Source organism: Arthrobacter sp. YAF34 (genome assembly GCF_052113245.1).
Taxonomy (GTDB): domain Bacteria; phylum Actinomycetota; class Actinomycetes; order Actinomycetales; family Micrococcaceae; genus Arthrobacter.
On the sequence record NZ_JBFRCV010000011.1, the window covers coordinates 1 to 18048 of the forward strand.

Annotated in this window: 22 protein-coding genes; 10 read left to right on the forward strand and 12 right to left on the reverse strand. The window is 61.7% G+C overall.

From position 1 onward, the window contains the following. Window positions 1–1036: 1036 nt before the first annotated feature. Together AB4Y72_RS14065 and AB4Y72_RS14070 are read right to left on the reverse strand one after the other, a co-directional pair. On the reverse strand, window positions 1037–2257 hold the full coding sequence (locus AB4Y72_RS14065; RefSeq protein ID WP_441426776.1) for a hypothetical protein: 1221 nt from the start codon (window positions 2255–2257) through the stop codon (window positions 1037–1039). Further along, window positions 2254–2781 (reverse strand): RNA polymerase sigma factor, encoded by a 528-nt coding sequence (locus AB4Y72_RS14070; protein ID WP_441426777.1) that lies wholly within the window; start codon window positions 2779–2781, stop codon window positions 2254–2256. The genes AB4Y72_RS14065 and AB4Y72_RS14070 overlap by 4 nt, the downstream gene beginning before the upstream one ends. Before the next feature lie 225 nt (window positions 2782–3006). On the opposite strand from AB4Y72_RS14070, the gene AB4Y72_RS14075 reads away from it, so the two are divergent. Beyond that, window positions 3007–3582 carry a recombinase family protein gene (locus tag AB4Y72_RS14075; RefSeq protein WP_441426778.1) on the forward strand — a complete coding sequence of 192 codons (576 nt, stop codon included), beginning with the start codon at window positions 3007–3009 and terminating at the stop codon, window positions 3580–3582. Between the two features lie 256 nt (window positions 3583–3838). Here AB4Y72_RS14075 and AB4Y72_RS14080 read toward each other — a convergent pair whose 3' ends face one another. Next, window positions 3839–4165, reverse strand: coding sequence for a hypothetical protein (locus AB4Y72_RS14080; protein ID WP_441426779.1), 327 nt, complete (start codon window positions 4163–4165; stop codon window positions 3839–3841). Between the two features lie 210 nt (window positions 4166–4375). On the opposite strand from AB4Y72_RS14080, the gene AB4Y72_RS14085 reads away from it, so the two are divergent. After that, window positions 4376–4579 carry a tautomerase family protein gene (locus AB4Y72_RS14085; protein ID WP_441426780.1) on the forward strand — a complete coding sequence of 68 codons (204 nt, stop codon included), beginning with the start codon at window positions 4376–4378 and terminating at the stop codon, window positions 4577–4579. 119 nt (window positions 4580–4698) lie between these two features. On the opposite strand, the gene AB4Y72_RS14090 is transcribed toward AB4Y72_RS14085, so the two are convergent. Continuing rightward, a complete protein-coding gene (locus tag AB4Y72_RS14090; RefSeq protein ID WP_441426781.1) occupies window positions 4699–5484 on the reverse strand; it encodes a hypothetical protein in 786 nt (261 codons plus the stop codon). A gap of 75 nt (window positions 5485–5559) precedes the next feature. Between AB4Y72_RS14090 and AB4Y72_RS14095 the strand changes: the two genes are divergently transcribed. Then, a complete protein-coding gene (locus AB4Y72_RS14095) occupies window positions 5560–6015 on the forward strand; it encodes an AAA family ATPase (RefSeq protein WP_441426782.1) in 456 nt (151 codons plus the stop codon). An 83-nt stretch (window positions 6016–6098) separates the two neighbouring features. Here AB4Y72_RS14095 and AB4Y72_RS14100 read toward each other — a convergent pair whose 3' ends face one another. Both AB4Y72_RS14100 and AB4Y72_RS14105 read right to left on the reverse strand, forming a co-directional pair. Next, complete coding sequence (locus AB4Y72_RS14100; protein ID WP_441426783.1) at window positions 6099–6392, reverse strand: hypothetical protein; 294 nt, start codon at window positions 6390–6392, stop codon at window positions 6099–6101. A 253-nt stretch (window positions 6393–6645) separates the two neighbouring features. Beyond that, on the reverse strand, window positions 6646–7101 hold the full coding sequence (locus AB4Y72_RS14105; protein WP_441426784.1) for a DUF6176 family protein: 456 nt from the start codon (window positions 7099–7101) through the stop codon (window positions 6646–6648). A gap of 124 nt (window positions 7102–7225) precedes the next feature. On the opposite strand from AB4Y72_RS14105, the gene AB4Y72_RS14110 reads away from it, so the two are divergent. Next, a complete protein-coding gene (locus AB4Y72_RS14110) occupies window positions 7226–7789 on the forward strand; it encodes a GNAT family N-acetyltransferase (RefSeq protein ID WP_441426785.1) in 564 nt (187 codons plus the stop codon). 339 nt (window positions 7790–8128) lie between these two features. On the opposite strand, the gene AB4Y72_RS14115 is transcribed toward AB4Y72_RS14110, so the two are convergent. Next, window positions 8129–8854, reverse strand: a complete 726-nt coding sequence (locus AB4Y72_RS14115; RefSeq protein ID WP_441426786.1) for a class I SAM-dependent methyltransferase — start codon at window positions 8852–8854, stop codon at window positions 8129–8131. Between the two features lie 278 nt (window positions 8855–9132). On the opposite strand from AB4Y72_RS14115, the gene AB4Y72_RS14120 reads away from it, so the two are divergent. Both AB4Y72_RS14120 and AB4Y72_RS14125 read left to right on the forward strand, forming a co-directional pair. Continuing rightward, window positions 9133–10167: a LysM peptidoglycan-binding domain-containing protein gene (locus tag AB4Y72_RS14120; protein ID WP_441426787.1), complete on the forward strand. Its 1035-nt coding sequence runs from the start codon at window positions 9133–9135 to the stop codon at window positions 10165–10167. A gap of 42 nt (window positions 10168–10209) precedes the next feature. Beyond that, window positions 10210–10650, forward strand: coding sequence for a hypothetical protein (locus AB4Y72_RS14125; protein WP_441426788.1), 441 nt, complete (start codon window positions 10210–10212; stop codon window positions 10648–10650). A 657-nt stretch (window positions 10651–11307) separates the two neighbouring features. Here AB4Y72_RS14125 and AB4Y72_RS14130 read toward each other — a convergent pair. The 4 genes from AB4Y72_RS14130 to AB4Y72_RS14145 all read right to left on the reverse strand — a co-directional run bounded on the left by AB4Y72_RS14130 (window position 11308) and on the right by AB4Y72_RS14145 (window position 14056). After that, window positions 11308–12198: a hypothetical protein gene (locus AB4Y72_RS14130; protein WP_441426789.1), complete on the reverse strand. Its 891-nt coding sequence runs from the start codon at window positions 12196–12198 to the stop codon at window positions 11308–11310. 506 nt (window positions 12199–12704) lie between these two features. Continuing rightward, the gene (locus tag AB4Y72_RS14135; protein WP_441426790.1) at window positions 12705–12914 is read right to left on the reverse strand and encodes a hypothetical protein; all 210 of its coding nucleotides are present in this window, start codon (window positions 12912–12914) and stop codon (window positions 12705–12707) included. Continuing rightward, entirely contained in the window at window positions 12904–13113 is a 210-nt protein-coding gene (locus tag AB4Y72_RS14140; protein ID WP_441426791.1) for a hypothetical protein, read from the reverse strand. Before AB4Y72_RS14140 ends, AB4Y72_RS14135 begins: the two co-directional genes overlap by 11 nt. 253 nt (window positions 13114–13366) lie before the next feature. Then, entirely contained in the window at window positions 13367–14056 is a 690-nt protein-coding gene (locus AB4Y72_RS14145) for a hypothetical protein (RefSeq protein ID WP_441426792.1), read from the reverse strand. Window positions 14057–14675: 619 nt separating this feature from the next. On the opposite strand from AB4Y72_RS14145, the gene AB4Y72_RS14150 reads away from it, so the two are divergent. Next, the gene (locus AB4Y72_RS14150) at window positions 14676–15200 is read left to right on the forward strand and encodes a GNAT family N-acetyltransferase (protein WP_441426793.1); all 525 of its coding nucleotides are present in this window, start codon (window positions 14676–14678) and stop codon (window positions 15198–15200) included. A gap of 291 nt (window positions 15201–15491) precedes the next feature. Further along, on the forward strand, window positions 15492–15782 hold the full coding sequence (locus AB4Y72_RS14155; RefSeq protein WP_441426794.1) for a hypothetical protein: 291 nt from the start codon (window positions 15492–15494) through the stop codon (window positions 15780–15782). Window positions 15783–16031: 249 nt separating this feature from the next. On the opposite strand, the gene AB4Y72_RS14160 is transcribed toward AB4Y72_RS14155, so the two are convergent. After that, window positions 16032–16340: a DUF4190 domain-containing protein gene (locus AB4Y72_RS14160; RefSeq protein WP_441426795.1), complete on the reverse strand. Its 309-nt coding sequence runs from the start codon at window positions 16338–16340 to the stop codon at window positions 16032–16034. A 169-nt stretch (window positions 16341–16509) separates the two neighbouring features. Between AB4Y72_RS14160 and AB4Y72_RS14165 the strand changes: the two genes are divergently transcribed. Together AB4Y72_RS14165 and AB4Y72_RS14170 are read left to right on the forward strand one after the other, a co-directional pair. Next, window positions 16510–16809 (forward strand): hypothetical protein, encoded by a 300-nt coding sequence (locus tag AB4Y72_RS14165; RefSeq protein ID WP_441426796.1) that lies wholly within the window; start codon window positions 16510–16512, stop codon window positions 16807–16809. Further along, a complete protein-coding gene (locus tag AB4Y72_RS14170) occupies window positions 16802–17953 on the forward strand; it encodes a peptidase M10A and M12B matrixin and adamalysin (RefSeq protein ID WP_441426797.1) in 1152 nt (383 codons plus the stop codon). Before AB4Y72_RS14165 ends, AB4Y72_RS14170 begins: the two co-directional genes overlap by 8 nt. Window positions 17954–18048 lie beyond the last annotated feature (95 nt).

Here is an 18048-nt window from a genome sequence, read left to right on the forward strand (position 1 = left end):
GTGGCAGCGTCAGGCGCCGCCCCGGTAGGCTCAGTCAAGGCTCGTGGTCCTGTTCCTGGTTGAATGCTAGACACACTCATCCCAGCAGGTGGCAGCGTCAGGCGCCGCCCCGGTAGGCTCAGTCAAGGCTCGTGGTCCTGTTCCTGGTTGAATGCTAGACACACTCATCCCAGCAGGGCCACGGGCCCCTTCTTTAGCTACGACACGGAATCAATTCCCCACAAACCACGAAGAGCCGGCATAGCCCACGTGATGAAGAAGCTCGGAACCACGCTTCGTCGAGATGTTGTGATTAGAGACGAAGGCTCGAGCGGCGCGCCAGTCATTCGCTATACCACTGCAACGGACCAGTTTTCACTGAGTTGAATGTGGGGCGACTCTCTTGTGAAGCCAGGCCAGAGCAGACCCCGGGCCCGCCCGATAGAGGGTGGTCTAACCGGCGCTCCTGCGTTCGATAGGGGATCGGCTAATGGAACGCACTACCCGTGTGCCGTAGGCTCGGGAACTTCCGCGGGCGTTGCTCCTCAGGGAGCGCCCCCACATTCGAGGAATGAGGGTAGCCGCAGCATCAGTCGAGTGGGAGGCCGGCCTTTCTCCGCTTCGCATCGGCCCGCGTAAGTCGAATTAGACCGACCAGACGGCAGAGAACGTAGACGACAAAGCAGGCTGCGGCTGCGATAATCCAACCAACAATTTTGAATGGCATTCCACCACCAGTGTCGGGGTGAATGAACGTCAGAAGGATGAATGGGAACATGAGACCCATCGCAGCCAGTCCCACCAGAAATTGATAATTCCGAAAATACTGCAGTGTCTTCTTGCTGTATTTCCCGGACCTCTCGAATGCGTCCATACTCATGGAGCCTGTCGACCCTTCCTGTTGCTGTGGTCCCGAGGTGGCAAACGATTTACCCTCCCCGGGCCTTTCTCTTCCCAGCAGACTACGACTCTTGCCGTCGGTTCCTCGGGACCTCTAATTTGGACGGGGATCGCGCGTGCTATGGGGCAGGCGATGGGGCACTTCGCGTCGCAGCCGCTAAGGCAGCGCAGGTCCGCCTTGGGGGTTTTTCCCGAAGGGGCTTGCCCCGGGCCACGGGGGTGTGACGTCGAAAACAGGCAGGGATTCACTGCCACAGGAAGCCTTCTCGGTCGTCCGTGTGCCGGTGATCAGCGGCCGCGGGTCACCGTCGTAGGCATAGATGGTGCCCCAGTCATTGAGTACAACCGGCCTGTCGCCGCGGGAGGACCCGTCAATGCTGAAGCTGCCGTCGGAGTTCTGTGGCAGGGACCTGGTGGCAGCCGTGTAGCCCGCCGGCCAGCGCAGGTAGACCGTCTCCTTACTAGTCTGGAAGGTGAAGCACGCCTCGCCGGCGCCCAGGCGCCCGTGGATGGTCCCCTCAGATGTACCGTCAGTGTTTTTCTTGTCTTCGCGGATGACATCGTTGCCGGCTGCTACCGGAGGAGCTGCTGGATAGGTGGCGATTCGGGTATCGCCGGTAGGTGCGGCGTTGATGCGCGAGAGCAGTTCGGCGCCTACGTCGACAGGCTTGTGGGTGACCGGGTCGGCAAGGGTCGGTCTCCGGAGGTTCTGGATTTCCAGTAGTGCCTTCGGCTGGCCCATGAGGTGCATTTTGCCGTCGTTGCCCCGGGCCGCGAAGGCGAGGAAAGTCAGGGGGGTCACGGTGTTGGTGTCCTTCCACGAGTCCGGGGCCGAGGCCACATCCAGCGTGGATTTCCCTACGGTGCGGGAACCCTTCAGGACCTGAAGGACATTAATTGGCTCGGTTCCGAGTCCCGGCATTTTTTTACCCAGGTTGTCCGGTGAGGCCATAAATTCTTCGTAGGCCTTGTTCCACGCCCGGTTGTTCGGCAGTGCTTGGAGGACCAGCACCTCATCGGCCGCCGCGAACAGATCGCGCATAGGACCGGAGGACAAGGCCTGGACGTTGGCTGTCGGCGAAGCCGCGGTGGCCGCTGTCTCAGCCGGCGGTGTTTGCAGGGCTGAGGCCGTCAGAACACTTGTGACGACGACGGCGGCGACAGCAGCCGCAGCAATACCTACCCCGGACAAGCGCCCCCAATGGCGTTTGGCTGGAGGACGGTGAAACTCACTGATGGACCCGCCCACAGCGATATGGGTGACCTCCGAGTCCATAAACAGGAGGCTCTTGGCCCGGCTTCTGGCGAACTCGGCCTCGGTTATTTCCAGTGCCGGATCGGCAGAGTTGATGCGTTCGGAGAGTACGTCTTTACTCATCGTTGTGCTTCCTCTGACTGTCGCTCTGTCTCAAGTAAATGGCTGAGTTCCTTGCGCGCTCGATGAAGGCGCATTCTTATCGCCGTAGCACTGGTATTAAGGAGATCCGAAACTTCCTTGGACGTGAATCCATCCCAGTAAGTCAGTAGAAGCACTTCGCGCTCGTCGGGTTTCAACCCAGCCAAGGCCTCACGCACCGATGATTCGGAGTCATCGGAGCGTTCGGCCCGTTGCTTGTGCAAGGAGGACAGGAGATTTGCGGACCTGATAGCGGATCGCGCATGGTTTCGCAGGACGTTCCTTGCAACACCAAAAAGAACGAGCACCGAAAGGTCGCCTTCGTCCCCAGACTTCTCCCATGCAATCCGGAAGACTTCCGCGCAAAGATCTTCGGCGGTAGCCGGATCGTTCGTTCGACGGCGGAAATAACGATAAATGCGATCATGGCAGGCCGCATGCGCTGCCAAAAAGAACTTCTTCCGCTCCAAGTCCAAGCGTTCCCCCAAGTCTGGCTGCAAGCTCATACCCGGTTAATGTCCGGCAGTGCACAAAGTGTAACGAGGATTTGAAACCAATTTCCGAACTCTAGTGCCAAGAAGTGTCCTTCATGGGGCGCCCGTAAGCCGGTCGATCACTGTACCGCGGAAGCCCGCCTCCACGTTCCGCGCAGTTGCTGGCCTGGGTCATGTACGTAAGACCCGCACGATCAAATGCACGGTGACGGGGGGATTACTGCAACCATGCTCCCTATGACTGGAATGAAGATCGGTTATGCCCGGGTCTCGACGAACGACCAGGACCTTACCGCCCAACGCAAGGCCCTCTTTGCCCTGGGGGTAGAGGAGGCCCAGATCTTCGTCGATCACGGACTTACGGGAGCGAATCGGGTGCGCCCTGGGCTCCGTGAGGGGATGGCGGCGTGCCGGGCCGGCGATACGCTCGTGGTGACCAAGCTCGACCGACTGGCGCGCTCCCTTTCTGATGCCAGGGACATTGCCGATGAGCTGACAGCCAAAGGGGTTGTTCTTAGTCTCGGCGGCAACAGTCACGACCCGATCGACCCGGTAGGCCGGCTGCTGTTCAACGTCCTGGGAATGGTGGCCGAGTTCGAGGCGGATCTGATCCGGATGCGCACCCGCGAGGGTATGGCGGTCGCAAAAGCGAAGGGGCGGCTGAAAGGCAAGCAGCCCAAATTGTCCAAGACGCAGCGGACACACCTTCTGACCCTGCACGATGCCGGCGAACATACGCAGGCCGAACTGGCTGAGCTGTTCCGGGTGTCCCGGACGACGGTGTACCGCGAGCTCCAAAGGCGCACCCTCTGAAGACCGACGCGGCGCCGACTGCTAGGAGCGCCACTTAGCGCTGCAAAAAGAACGCCATTTAGCGTTGCGATTCACATACATGGACTGAGCCAGCACCTGCACGGAACGTAGCGGCGCGTTTCCTGGGCACGGTGATCGACCGGCTAACGGGCATGACAGCGAGGTGTGGCTGATGCTTTAAATGGCCTCGTTTCCCCGTTAGCAGCCAAGCTGAGACCTCTTGGCGGGGGCGAGACACTTACCAGGGAAGGCCCATTTATTTGGGGCGCTTGCCCTTATAGGTTTCAATTTCCTGACCTGAGGGCCATGTCGTATATCCGAGGCGGCGTTCTGCACGGTAGGGGCGCAGGGACAAGGCACTTATGGTCATGAGATAGACGCAGGAAAGCACAAAAATGGAGAGTGGAATCCAGACCATCCACCATGGTGTCGGGTGGATCCCGCGGGCCACAAGGGCGAAAGCAACCACGCCAGCCAGCATCACGAGAACCACCTTGATGATTCGGTTGCATCGAAGCCAGTAGGACCCGGCGGTCGGTTGAATGGGCTGTTGTGACCACTGCTCGCGGGGCACGACTCTCATCGATGTCATTGTTCACAGCCTAATCCAGCGGGGAGTCCCGTCTTCCCGGCGTCGAGCTCGTCTTTCCTGACAACGATCCGTCACCGGACGCGCCTATGGGCGGGTCCAGCGTGACCGCGATGGCCGGCCCCAACGAAATGCTCACTTCCGGACACATCGTGTCGATTCGACGTCCACATGTTCCGTTGGAGACGATGTCACAATCTGTGGATGCCCCTCATTCAGGTTCTCAATGCTTCCCCTGCCTCCACTGAAAAGAAGCGTCAGCTGTTGGCTGCGCTAACGGCTACTTACGCCGAGGTCATGGAAATCCGTCCCGACACGATCCGGGTGATCCTGCACGAGCTCCCCCGCGAGAACTGGTCTGTCGCCGGGATCACCCTGGCGGAATCTGGTCAGAACGAGTCCGTTTGAAACGGGACGGCGTAATCCGGAGCCCGCAGGAGATCCGACGTTCTGAATCCCTTGTGAATCACTCTGATGTCCCGGTAAAGAACCCAAGGTTCGCCTTACGGGTCGATAATTCGTCGTATTCACCTGCGACGCCAGGCGGTTCGTTCAACGATGGTGAACCCCAGCTTTGCGAGGTTTCGGATACTTGGCGATCCGGGTGCCGCTGTGGCCGCAGATAGCTGAATATTCAGGCTTTCTGCGAGGCGAAGTCGGTGTGACAGTAACGCGCTCTGTGCTCCCGCGCCTCGCGCTGTTGAGAGTGTGCATGCTCCACCTAGCACAGCGCCGGTGGCGTGTATGGACATTGCCGCTGCGGCGAGGGGCTGATTGTCGCGCCGGGCGATGAAACGACGGATTGACGGAAGTGCATGCTCGGCCCGAATGAGAGCCGCGACAGCGCTCGTTGCCGCATATCCTGCCTCAAGAATTTCCATGAAGAGTGTGGCCTCGTCTTTGGTCGAGACTTCATGCACCTGCCACCCGGCAACGTCCAGTTTCCCGGCTCGAAAGTCATCATTCTGGCTCAGGTACGCGATGGGCCGCGGTGCCGTCGGCTCGTATCCCTGGTTTCGCAGCTGGTGCACGAGTTCTTGCGACGGGTGGGTCGCGATGATTGTTGTCCGTTGCGGGTTAGCGAATCTCATCTGCAAGTCGGGCACGAACGCTACGGACTGATCGGTGACGCCTTCAATGGTGTTGAGGAAATCGAACTGATCTGCGGTTGCGATGGTGGCCTTCAATCCACCGAGTCGGTGGGATTCGAATTTCCCCGGCAACCCCTCGGCCGCCGCTGCGGCAAGCGATTGCGACTTGCGCGCAAAGACTGCCAGTTCCGCAGCTTCCACAGGGTCTTCAATCGCATGCATACGCGAAGCCTAACTCGTGATGCCGATTGCCCATCGGCTTATGGACACACTGGCGCGCCGGTTACGCTGGCTCCCATGTCTCAAGTTCTGATCACCGGCATGTCAGGGGCGGGAAAGACAACTGTGCTGCGCGAGTTGTCCAAGCGGGGCTACCGAACGATCGACACCGACTACGACGACTGGGTGCTTCCTGACGGAACATGGGATGAACCGCGCATGTCGGCACTTCTCGCATCTGATTCGTCCCTGGTCGTCTCGGGGACTGTCGAGAATCAAGGTCGCTTCTATGACCGTTTCGCCGCGGTTGTTCTCCTAAGCGCACCGGTAGAAGTCCTCATCGAGCGAGTCTCGGTTCGTGCGAACAATCCCTACGGCAACTCAGAGGCTGACAAGTCCGTGATCCGCCGATACGTTCTCGACGTCGAACCGCTTCTTCGAAACGGAGCGACACTCGAACTCGATGGTCGTCGACCGGTCTCAGAACTGGCGGATGTGGTTGAACGTCTAATCGCGGCGGCCGATCAAATCTGACGCCCGGTAAAGGATCCCCATACGGACGTTACTGGACGGAGCTGATGGCCGAGGTCGCCCGCTGACCCTTTGAGATCCGGGATCTAGTGGCCGAGAGCGGTGTGCGCGGCGCCGAAAATGATGGCGACGATGAGAGCGGCAGACGCCAGCGGGATGATCCATCGAGGCTTTGGTTCTCGCTTGATCCGGAACCGCAGCACCCCGACGGAGAGGGCCACAGCCAAGAAAAGGAGGACAACGTAGAGCGCCCACAGGAGAGGGCTTCCCGCCGAGACGGTCATGATGCCGTAGACGACAGCCCCCACCATGAAGATGGAGGCTTGAACAATACCCGGGATCACATTGGGTGAGTCTGTGTGGTTGTGAGAAACGGTCATGGTGTCAGTTCCTTGATTTGGAAGCGCTGAGGTGGTCGGCGCATTTTCGAGCACCGACGACCGGCGCTGCGGGCCTCGTTAGCCAGTACAGCAGTTTTGTTGCCAGTAAGTACATTGTTCTCCGATGCAACAGGTACACCGGACCGTGGCTGCCCTGGCGTGCTAGACCAGTCCCGCAAAGTGTCCGTTGAGGGATCCGCTTGCGGGCGCTCAAGAACCAGTCGAGCCTACGGCGCCCGCCACAGTCCAGATCTCATTCGCGTCCGGTGGCGGCCCAGCGCTTCATCGCTTCGAGGAGATGATTTGGCGTGAGCATAAAGCGAGGTTCTAGTTCCTCCCAGCCCGGTTCTTTGACGCTCCGGCTGTACGCCGCATGGCCAGCGTCAATGGGGATGGACTCGTCGAGGCCACCCGATTCCTCGCCCATGAGAGCTAAATGATAGATCCAGGTCGAACCGTCGGCTTCGACACTACGGAACGATGCCTCAAAGACCGCACGCTCCGCCGAGAGGCCTTTCTGCAGTTCGTCGGGTCGCGAATTGAGCATGTTCATCCACTCCTCGAACGCGTGCTCCTTACCGCTGACGATGCGCGAGCGACTCAGTTCAAGTCGCATTCCGGGCGGGACTGATGGCGGCATTTTGTGCCCAGGAAAGTCGCGCGGCACCGGGGTGAAAGGCATCTCGAAGTCATCGTCGTGAGAGGTCATGAAGGTATTCTCGCGGCGTTAGACCGCGCGGAGGCACTTCCAGTGCGGACGTGTCTCGCTCAAGGATGGGTTACCGTTCCTCTGTCCTCGCGAAGGAGTCGAGTTCGCAGGCTAGGCTGCCTTCATGGGCCAAGCTTCGCTACAGACCAATCGCATCCGGCTCGTCCCTCTGTTGGACGACCATCTTGAGTATGAGGTGGAGCTCGACTCAGATCCTGAGGTCATGAGATACTTGGGCGCGGGCCGCGCGCGAACGCGTGACGAGGTCAAGGGACTACACCTGAACCGGCTAGCGGTTGCGGAGCTTGTGCCCGGCCTCGGCTTCTGGGCTGGGTTCGTCGACGGCGAGTTCGTGGGGTGGTGGATCCTTGAGCCCCCTGAGCGAGCCGACCAGGGCCCCGTGGAGGGACAGGCTGAGCTCGGCTACCGATTGCTGCGCCGGCATTGGCGGAAGGGTTTAGCCAGCGAGGGAGCCCGGGAGCTCCTCCGGCACGGCTTCGAAGACCTCGGGCTGAACCGGGTATTCGCCGAGACGATGGTCGTCAATACGGCGTCGCGGGCGACGATGGCCGCCGTGGGCCTGCGCCACATCCGCACGTTCGGCGCGGAGTTCGATCAGTCCCTTCCCGGCAGCGAGCTGGGCGAGGTCGAGTACGCCATCACACGCGAGCAGTGGCTGGCTCGCTGAACTACAAGTCGAGGCGTGTCCAGCAACCCGTGCCAGGCATTGTGATTTCTCGGCTCGTTGCTCATGCGTCCTACGGTAAGCCGGGCTTAACGCCGCCTACTTCCCGCGGGCATCTCAAATACGATCGGCTACCGGACGCCACCGGCGATTGTCCGTTCAAGGATCCCCTATCGAACGCTGGAGCGCCCGTTGGGCCACCGACTAACAGGCGGTTCTCCGAAGCGTCTCCCATGAGGCCTGCTCATTGGATAAGTGTCGTTCGTTTGTGCGAGTGCCGTCGGGAATCAAGGTCGGCGACGTTGCGCTCGTCGGGCAACGGAAACACAGGTGCCGCTGCGCTTACCGTGTACCGCCCTGGGCTGCAGGGCGGCTGAGATGATGGAGCAAGTATCCGTAAGTCAGCTGGCACCGATCCGGATCGGCGTTCAGCCAGGTCTGTGCGGTGCCATCCGGGAACTCCATAGAAACGACAGCACGAAGGTCTTGTGGTGTGTCGAACTCCCAAGTGCTCATTACTGCGGTGGTGTGTGCTCCTTGGGCTGACCACCACTCCCGTACATAGTCTTCATGGCCCTGGTTCTCGGCAGCGGAACTAACAGCGAGGAGGTCGGCGAAGTCACCGTTGATTTGATCGTTGTCAACGACAACCAGCGTGCCGCCCGGACGCAGGACCCTCATGACCTCTGCGAGCCCGGCCGAGCAGTCATTTCCGGGTGTTGGAAAGAAATATGCAAATCGAGCGTGGACGACGTCAACTGACGCGTCGCCGAGTGGGATGTGTTCTGCAGAACCGTGAAGGACCCGGGCTTCCGGCGTCCGTGAGCGTGCCCAGGGCAAGAGATCGACGTCGGGTTCGACCCCAAATACTTCGCGGGCGTGGGTCGCATATCGCGGAAGCCAGAATCCTGTTCCACAACCAAGGTCCAGAAGGGTCTTCCCGGCCCATGGTGCGGCGGCGCTGAGCGCGTCCCAAACGATGCCTTTGCGGTCCATGGCCGCGTTTTCCAGCTCGTACAAGTCAGGGTTCTTGCCCTGATTCAAGGCCTTCACGAAATCTGCCAACATGGCCCCCATCCTTGCACGTCGGGCATCGAACCTGCCCGGTGAAGGATCCTCAACCGGACGGCCGTGGCCGGTATTTGTTCCGATGCAGGGTCGGGGCATCGGCCAGCCGCTCGGCTGGCTCACCGCGAGGCTCAACGCCCTCGAACCGGCACACGGCATAGGATCAGTCGGAAGCGCCGCAGTGCGGCCCGGCTTGGGGGAGTTGAACCACGATGAGTGAGACCCACGGTGGTGGTCTGCGCATGTTCGTAAGCAGGCGCACAAAGTACAGGGGGACCGTGGAAACGCAGCAAGGAGCAGGCCCGAAAGAGGTCTGGAAATTCGCAATAACCGCCGTCCTGCTCTCGTTAGGATTGGCGGGATGCTCCTACGATCCGTCTCCGCAACCGGTCGCCTCTGGGGTCGGCACTCCAACAGGATCAGCGACGGCCGCCGCGGCCGACGTCGGACTGCAGTCGGCGCTGGGGCCGGTGGTGTCCGATTCGTTCGGCAATGCGGACTTCTACACGACCCTCCCCGGGGACACGACTGAGATGGTGGCCCACTCCTTCCGGCTCTCCGAGGCAAAGCTCGCTGAATTCAACGCCCTCCACCAACAGGGAACCCTGGCAACGGGGACAAAACTTCGCCTCATCCCCGCCCCTGGTCCGATCCTCGGCGCGAAGGGAACGGCCGTCGTCGATGCCAAGGGCATCCCCACCAGCTATGTGGTTGCACCCAACGACACCGTGGGCGGGATCACGTACCGGTTCGGACTGACCGACGAGCAGCTGGCAGAAGCGAACAAAGTCGCCATTACGTACGAGAAGGGCGGCGTGTATTTTCTCCTCGCCGGGAAGCACCTGCGGCTGCAGAAAAACCCGGTCGACAGCAGGTCCGGCACGGGTACCGCCGTCAAAAATTCATTCGGGCAGGCGATTTTCTACACCACTGTGGACGGCGACTCTCTCGACAGCCTGGGCTACAAGTTCCGCTGCAGCACGGCCCAGCTGCTGCAGTACAACCCGTCGCTGGCCGCGGACCGGCCCGTGCCGGCGGGCACCAGGGTGCGGCTGATACCCGGTGGACTCAAGATCGACGGCGCCCGGGGCTCTTTCACCGCCGACGCGGCCGGGATCCCGCTGACCTACACCACCGCACCCGGTGACAACGAACGTCAGGTGGAGTTCCGTTTCGGTGTCACTGATCTGAGATCAGCGAACCGCCCGCTCACCGGCGGCGCGGGAGCCTGGTACGACCTCGCCCCGTCGCGGGATGAGTTCGCCCCGTGCCAGACCATCAGCCTCGACTTGGACAAGCCGATCAACAAATAGGTCCTCCCGGCACAGGCAACTCTTCAACAGACAGGGATAAGGATGGCGGAAAACAGCACCCGGCCGGGGTGGTGGCGCACCGGAAACGTATCGGTCAGACTGCTCTGCCTCGGTGCCGTCCTGGGCGCGGCCGGAGCCGCAGTTCACATTCTGAGTCACGCATGGGGCCACGAAATCAATGCTTATGCTCTCGTCTGGGGTCTGTTCTTCCTGGTCCTCGAAGGGTTCGTTATAGCAATCCTGGGACTGCTCGTTGCTGGCGCTGTTTTGTTGGCCAGATTCCTCGTAACCACGGCGACCCGTAAAACCCGTGCCCTCGTCACCGGGGTCGTGGCGTTCATCAGCTCGGGCGCGCTGGGCTATGTGCTCTTCAGCATTCTTCCGATGTCAGCCGTGCCAGCGGTTGTCGGGGCGGTCACGGGAGTCCTGGTGGGCAGTGCGTTCGCCGCGGTGTCATACCGGCACATGTCCGAGGCTTATTGAGAACTCGCGCCACGATGGATGAGCCCCAAGCGCAGAGTCCGGTGACGCACGTTGAGGGATCCTTCAACGGGCATCCGTGGGGGCATTAAGTTCTTAGCGCGGGGCAAAGGCCGCGAGCTAGACTGGCACCTTAGGGGAAACCATGGAATGGATTATTTTAGGTATCGGCGCTCTGGTCATAGTCGTTGCGTCTATCTGGCGCGACATCTCACGGAAGTCGCTCCGGCCCCCTGCGGGATCGGACCCGGATACGGAGCGGGAGCTTCGTGACTTTCACCGCGATCAGACCTTGGGCCAATCGCATTTCGTAGGACTTGATAACACAGGCCATCGCCGATAACTCGAGGCACGCTGCTCCGCTCCAGAGCATCGCGAAACCTTGGGTTAAAAGACACGCGCGGATTCACTGTCCCGTAAGAGGATCCCCTTTCGGACGCGGATGGGGCAGCGTGCAGTGCTGAAAACGGTACGGTCGACGAAGTACATACAGGGGGAACTGGATGAGACCGGATCTAAGTCGCTTGTTGATCGAAGGACTCCTGTTGCAATGACCGCCTGAATCCGCCGATCCCTCATCGGGATAGCCTCAGTGGGCTGTCTACGCATTTAGAAGCAACGGTGCCAGCACCATGGGCCGCACTGAAGTGAAGGGTTCGGCTATTGCCTAGGACGGTTGGGAACGTCGGCGTCCCATGTCAGGTCTGCTCCCTCGTCCAGAGGCAGTGCCTCGATGGCGGGGTCCCGCACTAGTGCCGATACGAGTTCATGGCTGCCCGCAACCACCGTGGAGTCGAAGTCTATTTCCGTAACCAGGACCCAGCTTTTGTCCGCCGGCCAAAGGACGCTCGGTGACTGCGGGAATTGTGGGGAATGGTGCCAGGGCACGTGATTCACCCAACCCGGGTCACGGTAAAACTGTGGCGCGGCATTGAAGAGGTAATAGGCGCGGCCCGGCAGGTTCAGTGTTCCGCCGTTGATCACCTCTGTCGGTAGCAGGCCGGAACCAGACCCACCGTCGAGTGCGGCAAAATCGGGAGTATTTTCCACGGAAGTCGAGTCGTCTGAAAAAGTGAGCCGGGCGTAGCCGATGGAGCTTGTAAGGCCTCCCCATCCCTCCCATATCGCAGACACGCCCTTGTCCGGCGTTGAGGTGTGTTCGCAGAGGCGGGCAGCCACTGCTGCCAGTACGTTCGGTGCGAGATTGCCGGTTAGGGGTTCAGAATAACGCCAGCCCTCGCTGTCGAAGATTTCCTGCCGGTTCGGTACTTGCCCAAGGAGTCGGTGGAATTGGGCCAACGGGTGCATCTTGGTCCCGAAAGCACCCGCCACGACAGACCAGCGGACCGGTTCCTCGTCGAGGGGGAGGACGTCCGTTCGGGGATGCCCGTGCCACGTTCCGGTGTCCTGAGGGCGGGCCCGAACAACCGGATGGAAGATCCTGGCGTAGGCGGGAAAGCCCCGTGGCACGACAGCGTGCATGTCGTGCCACACGATATCCAACAGAGGCTTGAGCCATTCACCGGGCGCAGCATTGGGCAACGATTCCATGGCGCCAGCCTAGTAGCTGGCACGGGGCAGCGACGGGCAAGAGTAGCAAACCACATACGGGTTGAAGCTGGTGCGACGCCGTGATGGCGAGCTGATGAATGCAGTGTCCGTTGAAGGAGCCCCCTAGCGAACGCGAGCGTCCGTTGGGCCACCGGCTTACTGACGCTTGTCGGGCTGGCTGGGCACCCGACGTCCCCAGATTGGGCCATGACCTCGACCGGCCGGTCCTGACTCAAGCTGACTTATCCACACGGTGGTGGGGCTGACCTCAGCGCCGTTCTGGTTGCGCCGCGGGAAACTCACACAGCCGCCGCGCTAGCTTTCTGACGCCGAGCTGCTTTGGTTTTGGCGACGTTGCTTGAGTCCTGAGCGCAGGGTAGTGAAAATCGCGATTCCCATGGCCACTGCGGTGAACCACAGGCCCGCAGATCCCTGCAGGGCAAGAGTTACCGAGACGAGCAGGAGCACTACGGCAAACACGAGAAATGCCCATCGTCCGGCGCCCATCATTTCGCCCGTTCGGTGGATTGGTCGAGCGTGCGGGCTGCGCGGGACTTTGGATCGTGCCGGCGAAACATCAGAGCGACCACCAACGTGGCTATGACGCCGACCAGCACGGACGGCACGAAGCCGATGGAACGCCAAAAGAGAGCGAACGGCAGGAACCCGGCCGTGTAGACGGCCAAGCTACGGAGCGCTCGGGTCCTAGTGGTCATCGGCTGAGGCCATGGAGTGCTCGCGTTTCGCGGGTCGGCGGCCGATGAAGTGCTTGAGGATCAGTGCCAGGCCGATCGGCACGAAGATGATGCCAGTGACCATGCGGAGAGTGTCCACGGGCGCCCACGTGAGAAAGATTGCCGCCCAGAGCAGGAAAAATACTCCGGCAATTAGCACCGGCAATGCGGAACTGCTCATTGATTTCTCCTTCGGCGCGGAGCCCGGACCGGGCTTGCTGAGTCAGACCGACCTTGTGACATGCCGCGAGCCTACCCACCGGGTCAGCGAACGCAACTCACAGCTAGGGCTCCATGCCAGACGACAAGATCGGTCCGAGTTCCTGGGCTTAAGCGGCAATATGCCGACGCCGTCCGAACCATCGAAGGCACCATCTCGTCGCGCAGGCGTCCCGCAGAGGGCTAACGGGCACCGTGAGCAGGAGAATCAGTGCTTAGACAACTGCCCCGTCATCGAACTGCCGTAGCCGGGAATATCTGCGCGGCAGTCCCCAGGCCCAATAGGCCATCATCAGGCCTGCGGTCGCCGCTCCGCCTGCGTAGGTCAGGGGCGAGGACCATGAGCCGTCAGGTGCGGGGATCACTAGGGCTAGCACGACAGCAGCTATGGCCACAAGAACCTCCGCGGCCGCCTGCAGTAGCCTTGCCCGGTACTCGGAGTAGGCCAACCGGGTGAGCGGAATGATTGGCAGCAGGAACAGGCCGAGGCTAAAGACCGGGTAGATGACGTTGAACGTGAAGATTACCAAGCCCAGCACCATCAGCCCTAGGAACTTCAGCAGCTGGACAGGCTTGAGCTGGTCCTCTGGTGTCCATCGGCTGAGCAGGAGTCCCCAGGCGGGCAGGCCGAGCAGCCAGCCGCCGCCCCAGAAACCCAGGTTCAGAAGTGCCAGGGGAACCAGCACGGCGCCGGGCAGCAGGAACGCCACGGCTTGCCGCAGCGACGGCAACTTCCGGGAGGGACCGAATATGCACACTCCGATCAGCAGGTACGCCGCAACATAGCCAGGCAGCAGCTCGATCACCGACCCCCAAAGCAGGCCAAACATTAGGAGCGTCAGCGCGGCGACCATCACGCACACCGCCGCGAAGGTCCATGGTTGTCGGCTCTCTGTAGGATTCACAGCTCGACCCTACTGCCGGCGCGTGTCCGATGACCGGAACTGCAAACCGAACGGGTAGTTCCATCGGCATGTGAGCATTTAGGACCTGATTTACCGGCTGGAGTGTTCGGTAAAGGATGGGCCTGCGGGAAGAGTCAGCTGCGATCACGATCGATTCGTCTGCGGCGCGGGAGCAGCAGGGGCTCCATTTGTCCTGCCAAAGGGGGTGTGGACAGTGTCAACACTCTCGCCTGCTTTATGGGAGCCCCGTGGGAATTTCGGATCACGAGCGGCATGTGGCGCGCTGACTCTCGGCGGGGAACGGCCCAGCACCATGAAGATCAGAGCGACAAAAGCGAAGCAGGCTTGGCTGCAGGTCGCACAAAATTGTGGGGGAGCGGGCCACCACGACGCCCAGGAACGGGCTCGGCCTCCGACACACCGACTGCTTGGACAAGTCGAGTTTGATGTCGTAGTCACAGGGGCCAACCCGAACCGTCACTCCTCGCAAGACGACATACTGCGCTGTACGTACAGCGATCGTCTTGCGGACGGCTTCGAGGTGAAAATTCGTGACCGGCGGTGAGTTGTGCCGAGCCAGATTCTCTACTGACCCGCTCTACCCCTGTTGAATAGGCATATGACGACGATTGAGATCCGCCCTGCCAAAGATCAGGACATACAGGACCTCGCGCTGGTACACGTCCACGCGTGGAAGTGGGCCTACCGCGGACTAATCTCCGATGTCGTTCTGGAAAGACTCAATGCTGATCAGCGAGCGGCAAGCTGGAACCAAATGCTGCACGAGGAGATGCTTCCTCGTCCTTTGGTCGCCGTGGCTGGCGGGGACATCGTTGGCTTCGTCCACGCAGACAGCAGCCGGGATAATGACGCCGACGCGCTAACCGGAGAGGTGACTGCCCTGTACCTCGTTCGGGAGCACGTTGGTGCCGGAGTCGGACGTCAGTTATGGGACGCGGCACTCAATCAGCTACGCAACAGCGGCCACACCGCACTCACCGTTTGGGTTCTCGAGACGAATAAGCGTGGGAGGCACTTCTACGAACGGATGGGCATGACAATGGACGGCACCATCAAAGAACTGACGATGGGTGGTTCCGTACTAAACGAAGTGCGGTACCAATCCTCGTTGAGTGCTTTCTGAGCGGTGTGCCAGGGAGGATCCTCTACCGTGAGTGCGCAACTTGATTGGAGCCCCGCAAGGACGGTCCGATCGGTACCCACTCTGGGCAGGATTCGGCTGAACTCTTCGATGCTTGCGGGAGTATTCGATGGGTCCATAGCGGAAGATGTGGACTCAATCGCTAATGCGCCGCGGAATGCAAACGGTAGGGGCAGGACTTCTTTGACGGAACAATGTGGGCGGTGCCACCGCCCGGACGGGGCCTGGAGACCGGATGATCCGGACCACAGCGAAGGAAGGCTGCCAGAGCAGATGAGCATGGACGCATTCGAGAGATCCGGGAAGTACAGCAAGAAGACGCTGGAGTATTTTCGAAAGTATCAATTCCTCGTGGGTCTGGGTGGACTCAGTCTCATGGTGCCTTTCATGTTTCTGTCGTTTATTCACGCCAATACTGGTGACGGAACGCTGTTCAAGGTCCTTGGCTGGTTAATCGCTGCAGCGTGCTGCTTCGTGGTCTATGTTGTCTCCCGCCTCGGCGGCCTGATAAAACTTACGCGGGCCGACGCGAAGCGGCGAAAGGCCGGCCTCCCAGTCGACTGACGCTGGCGGCGACGCGGACGGCCCGGCAAGTTCACGTGTTCCGCAATGTTCGAGCCGGGTGCGACGACGCGCCAACCGAACTCCAGCAGAGTGAGGGTCTGCGGTCGGCGGGGCATCTACTATTTGATCCCAAAATGGGGCGTTGTGTGGTGTGCCGGAGTTCGTCCGCTGGGGGTCGGGATGACGATGGGACTGTGCCCGTTCGATTTGTCCACCGCCACGCCGGAGGCTTGGCGGCAGCAGGTGGATTCAGGGGTGCATGACGTACCGGCTGATGAGGTAGAACGCGAAGTCGGCGACCCCGAGGATCATGCCGGCGATGGCGAGGCCGCGCCCGCGGAGCCCGCGTTCCCTGGTGTGCCGCAGGCCGACGCGTGATATGACCGTCGCGAGCGGGCCGACGAAGGCGAAGACGACGAGCCCGGCGCAGCCGAGCACGAACCCTGCGATCGCGGCCTTACTGAACGGCGGCCCCGCCTGCACCCTGGGGGACGGACCGGGCGCCTGCGGTTGGCCAGAGGGCCAGTAGTTCTCTGGGGGCGGGGGAACACTTGTCACGTGGTCTGCTCTTTCTCGGGAAGATTGGATGCGGTGAGCCTACGGCACACTTCGCGCCGCGTCAGTGCACCGGGCCGCCCGGCGTTTCAGCTGCCGTTTCTTCTCTACTGCCATTGCAACTCCTGAAATGCTCAGGTGTTGCGACGATGGTTAGAATCCACCTCTGGAAATGCCGATCCATGACCCGTCCGACGGGCACCGGTACCTGCTGACCTTTTGCCGGTCCAGGAACCAGACCCCGCACGGGCTGCGGATGGCCGCCGAGCACGAGCTCACCGAGGTGCGCGGCCGGGTTCATCGTGAATACGCTGCCGCCGTGTGGGGTTTGCGGAGCCAACCTCGCAGCAGCGAAATCGAGGACAGCTACGACGCCGGGGTAAAAGCGGCCCTGGACGTGGTGCGACGGCTCGGTTTCCCTTACGCTGACACCGGAACCGACGACGATGGGGGTGCAGGCGCCGATGAATGAACCGGGGGAGCCAGGGGAAGAGCAGCGGATTCCGCTGTGGACGCATGGTCAGGCCGGAGCCCCGGTCGCGCCCGAGAACTGGAACGACCCCGCATATGTTCCGCCGCCGGGCTGGGACGCATATCAGGCCTACACCCACCCCTTCTATCGGGATACCCGTTCGCGCATCGGCCCGGGGCCGGCCCGGCCCTACCGGGGCAGCGTCAAGGTCACCGCGGCCGTCACCGCCGGCGCACTACTGTTCGGCCTCAACCTCTTTATGCATGGTTACCTGAAGCCGCCGGCGTACCCTGTCGCCTCCGCCTCCGCCTCCGCCTCCGCCTCCGCCCCCGCTCCCGTCCCCGCGAAAGCTCCGCCCACCAGCGACAGCGGCGACGATGGCCCACTGATCTACAAGACCGGCCCGCACCCTGCCGATTCTCCTGCCCCGGATGACATCAACGGGTCCGTACCCCTCATTGCCAGCCCGACTCCGGGCCACGAAGAGGCCCGTGCCCAGTTGGGCCGGCCCGCACCGGTGGCCGCCACGTCCTCCGCCTACGCTTTCACGAACAAGGACAAGAGCGGTCAGCCGGTCACGTACGACCCGTGCCGGCCGATCCATTACGTCGTTCGTACCGCGAACGAGCCGGCGGACGGACCCGAACTCATCGAACAAGCCATCGCCGCGGTATCCCAGGCGACCGGGCTGGTGTTCCTCCACGACGGGGCCACCTCCGAGGCCCCGTCCGCGCAGCGCGAGGCCTACCAGCCGGACCGGTACGGGGACCGCTGGGCGCCGGTGCTCATCGCCTGGGAAACCACCGCCGAGGAGCCCCGCTTCACCGCCGCCAGGGATCCCCACACCGTCCTGGGCCTGGGCGGCAGTGAGGCGGTCCGCAACGGAACCACCGGCTTCACCTATGTCAGCGGTCAGCTGAGACTGAACGCGCCCGGCCTGCAGGCCATGATCCAGCAGGAAGGTCTGGCCCAGGCCCGCGGCACCATCGAACATGAACTCGGCCACCTCGTGGGACTGGCTCACGTCCAGGACCCGACGCAGCTGATGTATCCGTCCGCCACCCTCGGAGTGACCACCTACCAAGCCGGAGACCTTAACGGTCTGTTCCTTCTCGGCATGGGGGAGTGCCGGCCCGGAGTCTGAGCGGGGGAGCGGGGACGGGCCAGCCGCGCGCATGCCGGCCCAGTCCAGGACCTGTCCGTCTTCCCTCTGTTCAGAAGTCTGCGTGTCGCCGTGGC

Coding starts and splice junctions, on each gene's coding strand:
- AB4Y72_RS14065 (WP_441426776.1), bottom strand. CDS start 2,257: ATGAGTAAAGACGTACTCTCCGAACGCATCAACTCTGCCGATCCGGCA.
- AB4Y72_RS14070 (WP_441426777.1), bottom strand. CDS start 2,781: ATGAGCTTGCAGCCAGACTTGGGGGAACGCTTGGACTTGGAGCGGAAG.
- AB4Y72_RS14075 (WP_441426778.1), top strand. CDS start 3,007: ATGACTGGAATGAAGATCGGTTATGCCCGGGTCTCGACGAACGACCAG.
- AB4Y72_RS14080 (WP_441426779.1), bottom strand. CDS start 4,165: ATGAGAGTCGTGCCCCGCGAGCAGTGGTCACAACAGCCCATTCAACCG.
- AB4Y72_RS14085 (WP_441426780.1), top strand. CDS start 4,376: ATGCCCCTCATTCAGGTTCTCAATGCTTCCCCTGCCTCCACTGAAAAG.
- AB4Y72_RS14090 (WP_441426781.1), bottom strand. CDS start 5,484: ATGCATGCGATTGAAGACCCTGTGGAAGCTGCGGAACTGGCAGTCTTT.
- AB4Y72_RS14095 (WP_441426782.1), top strand. CDS start 5,560: ATGTCTCAAGTTCTGATCACCGGCATGTCAGGGGCGGGAAAGACAACT.
- AB4Y72_RS14100 (WP_441426783.1), bottom strand. CDS start 6,392: ATGACCGTTTCTCACAACCACACAGACTCACCCAATGTGATCCCGGGT.
- AB4Y72_RS14105 (WP_441426784.1), bottom strand. CDS start 7,101: ATGACCTCTCACGACGATGACTTCGAGATGCCTTTCACCCCGGTGCCG.
- AB4Y72_RS14110 (WP_441426785.1), top strand. CDS start 7,226: ATGGGCCAAGCTTCGCTACAGACCAATCGCATCCGGCTCGTCCCTCTG.
- AB4Y72_RS14115 (WP_441426786.1), bottom strand. CDS start 8,854: ATGTTGGCAGATTTCGTGAAGGCCTTGAATCAGGGCAAGAACCCTGAC.
- AB4Y72_RS14125 (WP_441426788.1), top strand. CDS start 10,210: ATGGCGGAAAACAGCACCCGGCCGGGGTGGTGGCGCACCGGAAACGTA.
- AB4Y72_RS14130 (WP_441426789.1), bottom strand. CDS start 12,198: ATGGAATCGTTGCCCAATGCTGCGCCCGGTGAATGGCTCAAGCCTCTG.
- AB4Y72_RS14135 (WP_441426790.1), bottom strand. CDS start 12,914: ATGACCACTAGGACCCGAGCGCTCCGTAGCTTGGCCGTCTACACGGCC.
- AB4Y72_RS14140 (WP_441426791.1), bottom strand. CDS start 13,113: ATGAGCAGTTCCGCATTGCCGGTGCTAATTGCCGGAGTATTTTTCCTG.
- AB4Y72_RS14150 (WP_441426793.1), top strand. CDS start 14,676: ATGACGACGATTGAGATCCGCCCTGCCAAAGATCAGGACATACAGGAC.
- AB4Y72_RS14155 (WP_441426794.1), top strand. CDS start 15,492: ATGAGCATGGACGCATTCGAGAGATCCGGGAAGTACAGCAAGAAGACG.
- AB4Y72_RS14165 (WP_441426796.1), top strand. CDS start 16,510: ATGCCGATCCATGACCCGTCCGACGGGCACCGGTACCTGCTGACCTTT.
- AB4Y72_RS14170 (WP_441426797.1), top strand. CDS start 16,802: ATGAATGAACCGGGGGAGCCAGGGGAAGAGCAGCGGATTCCGCTGTGG.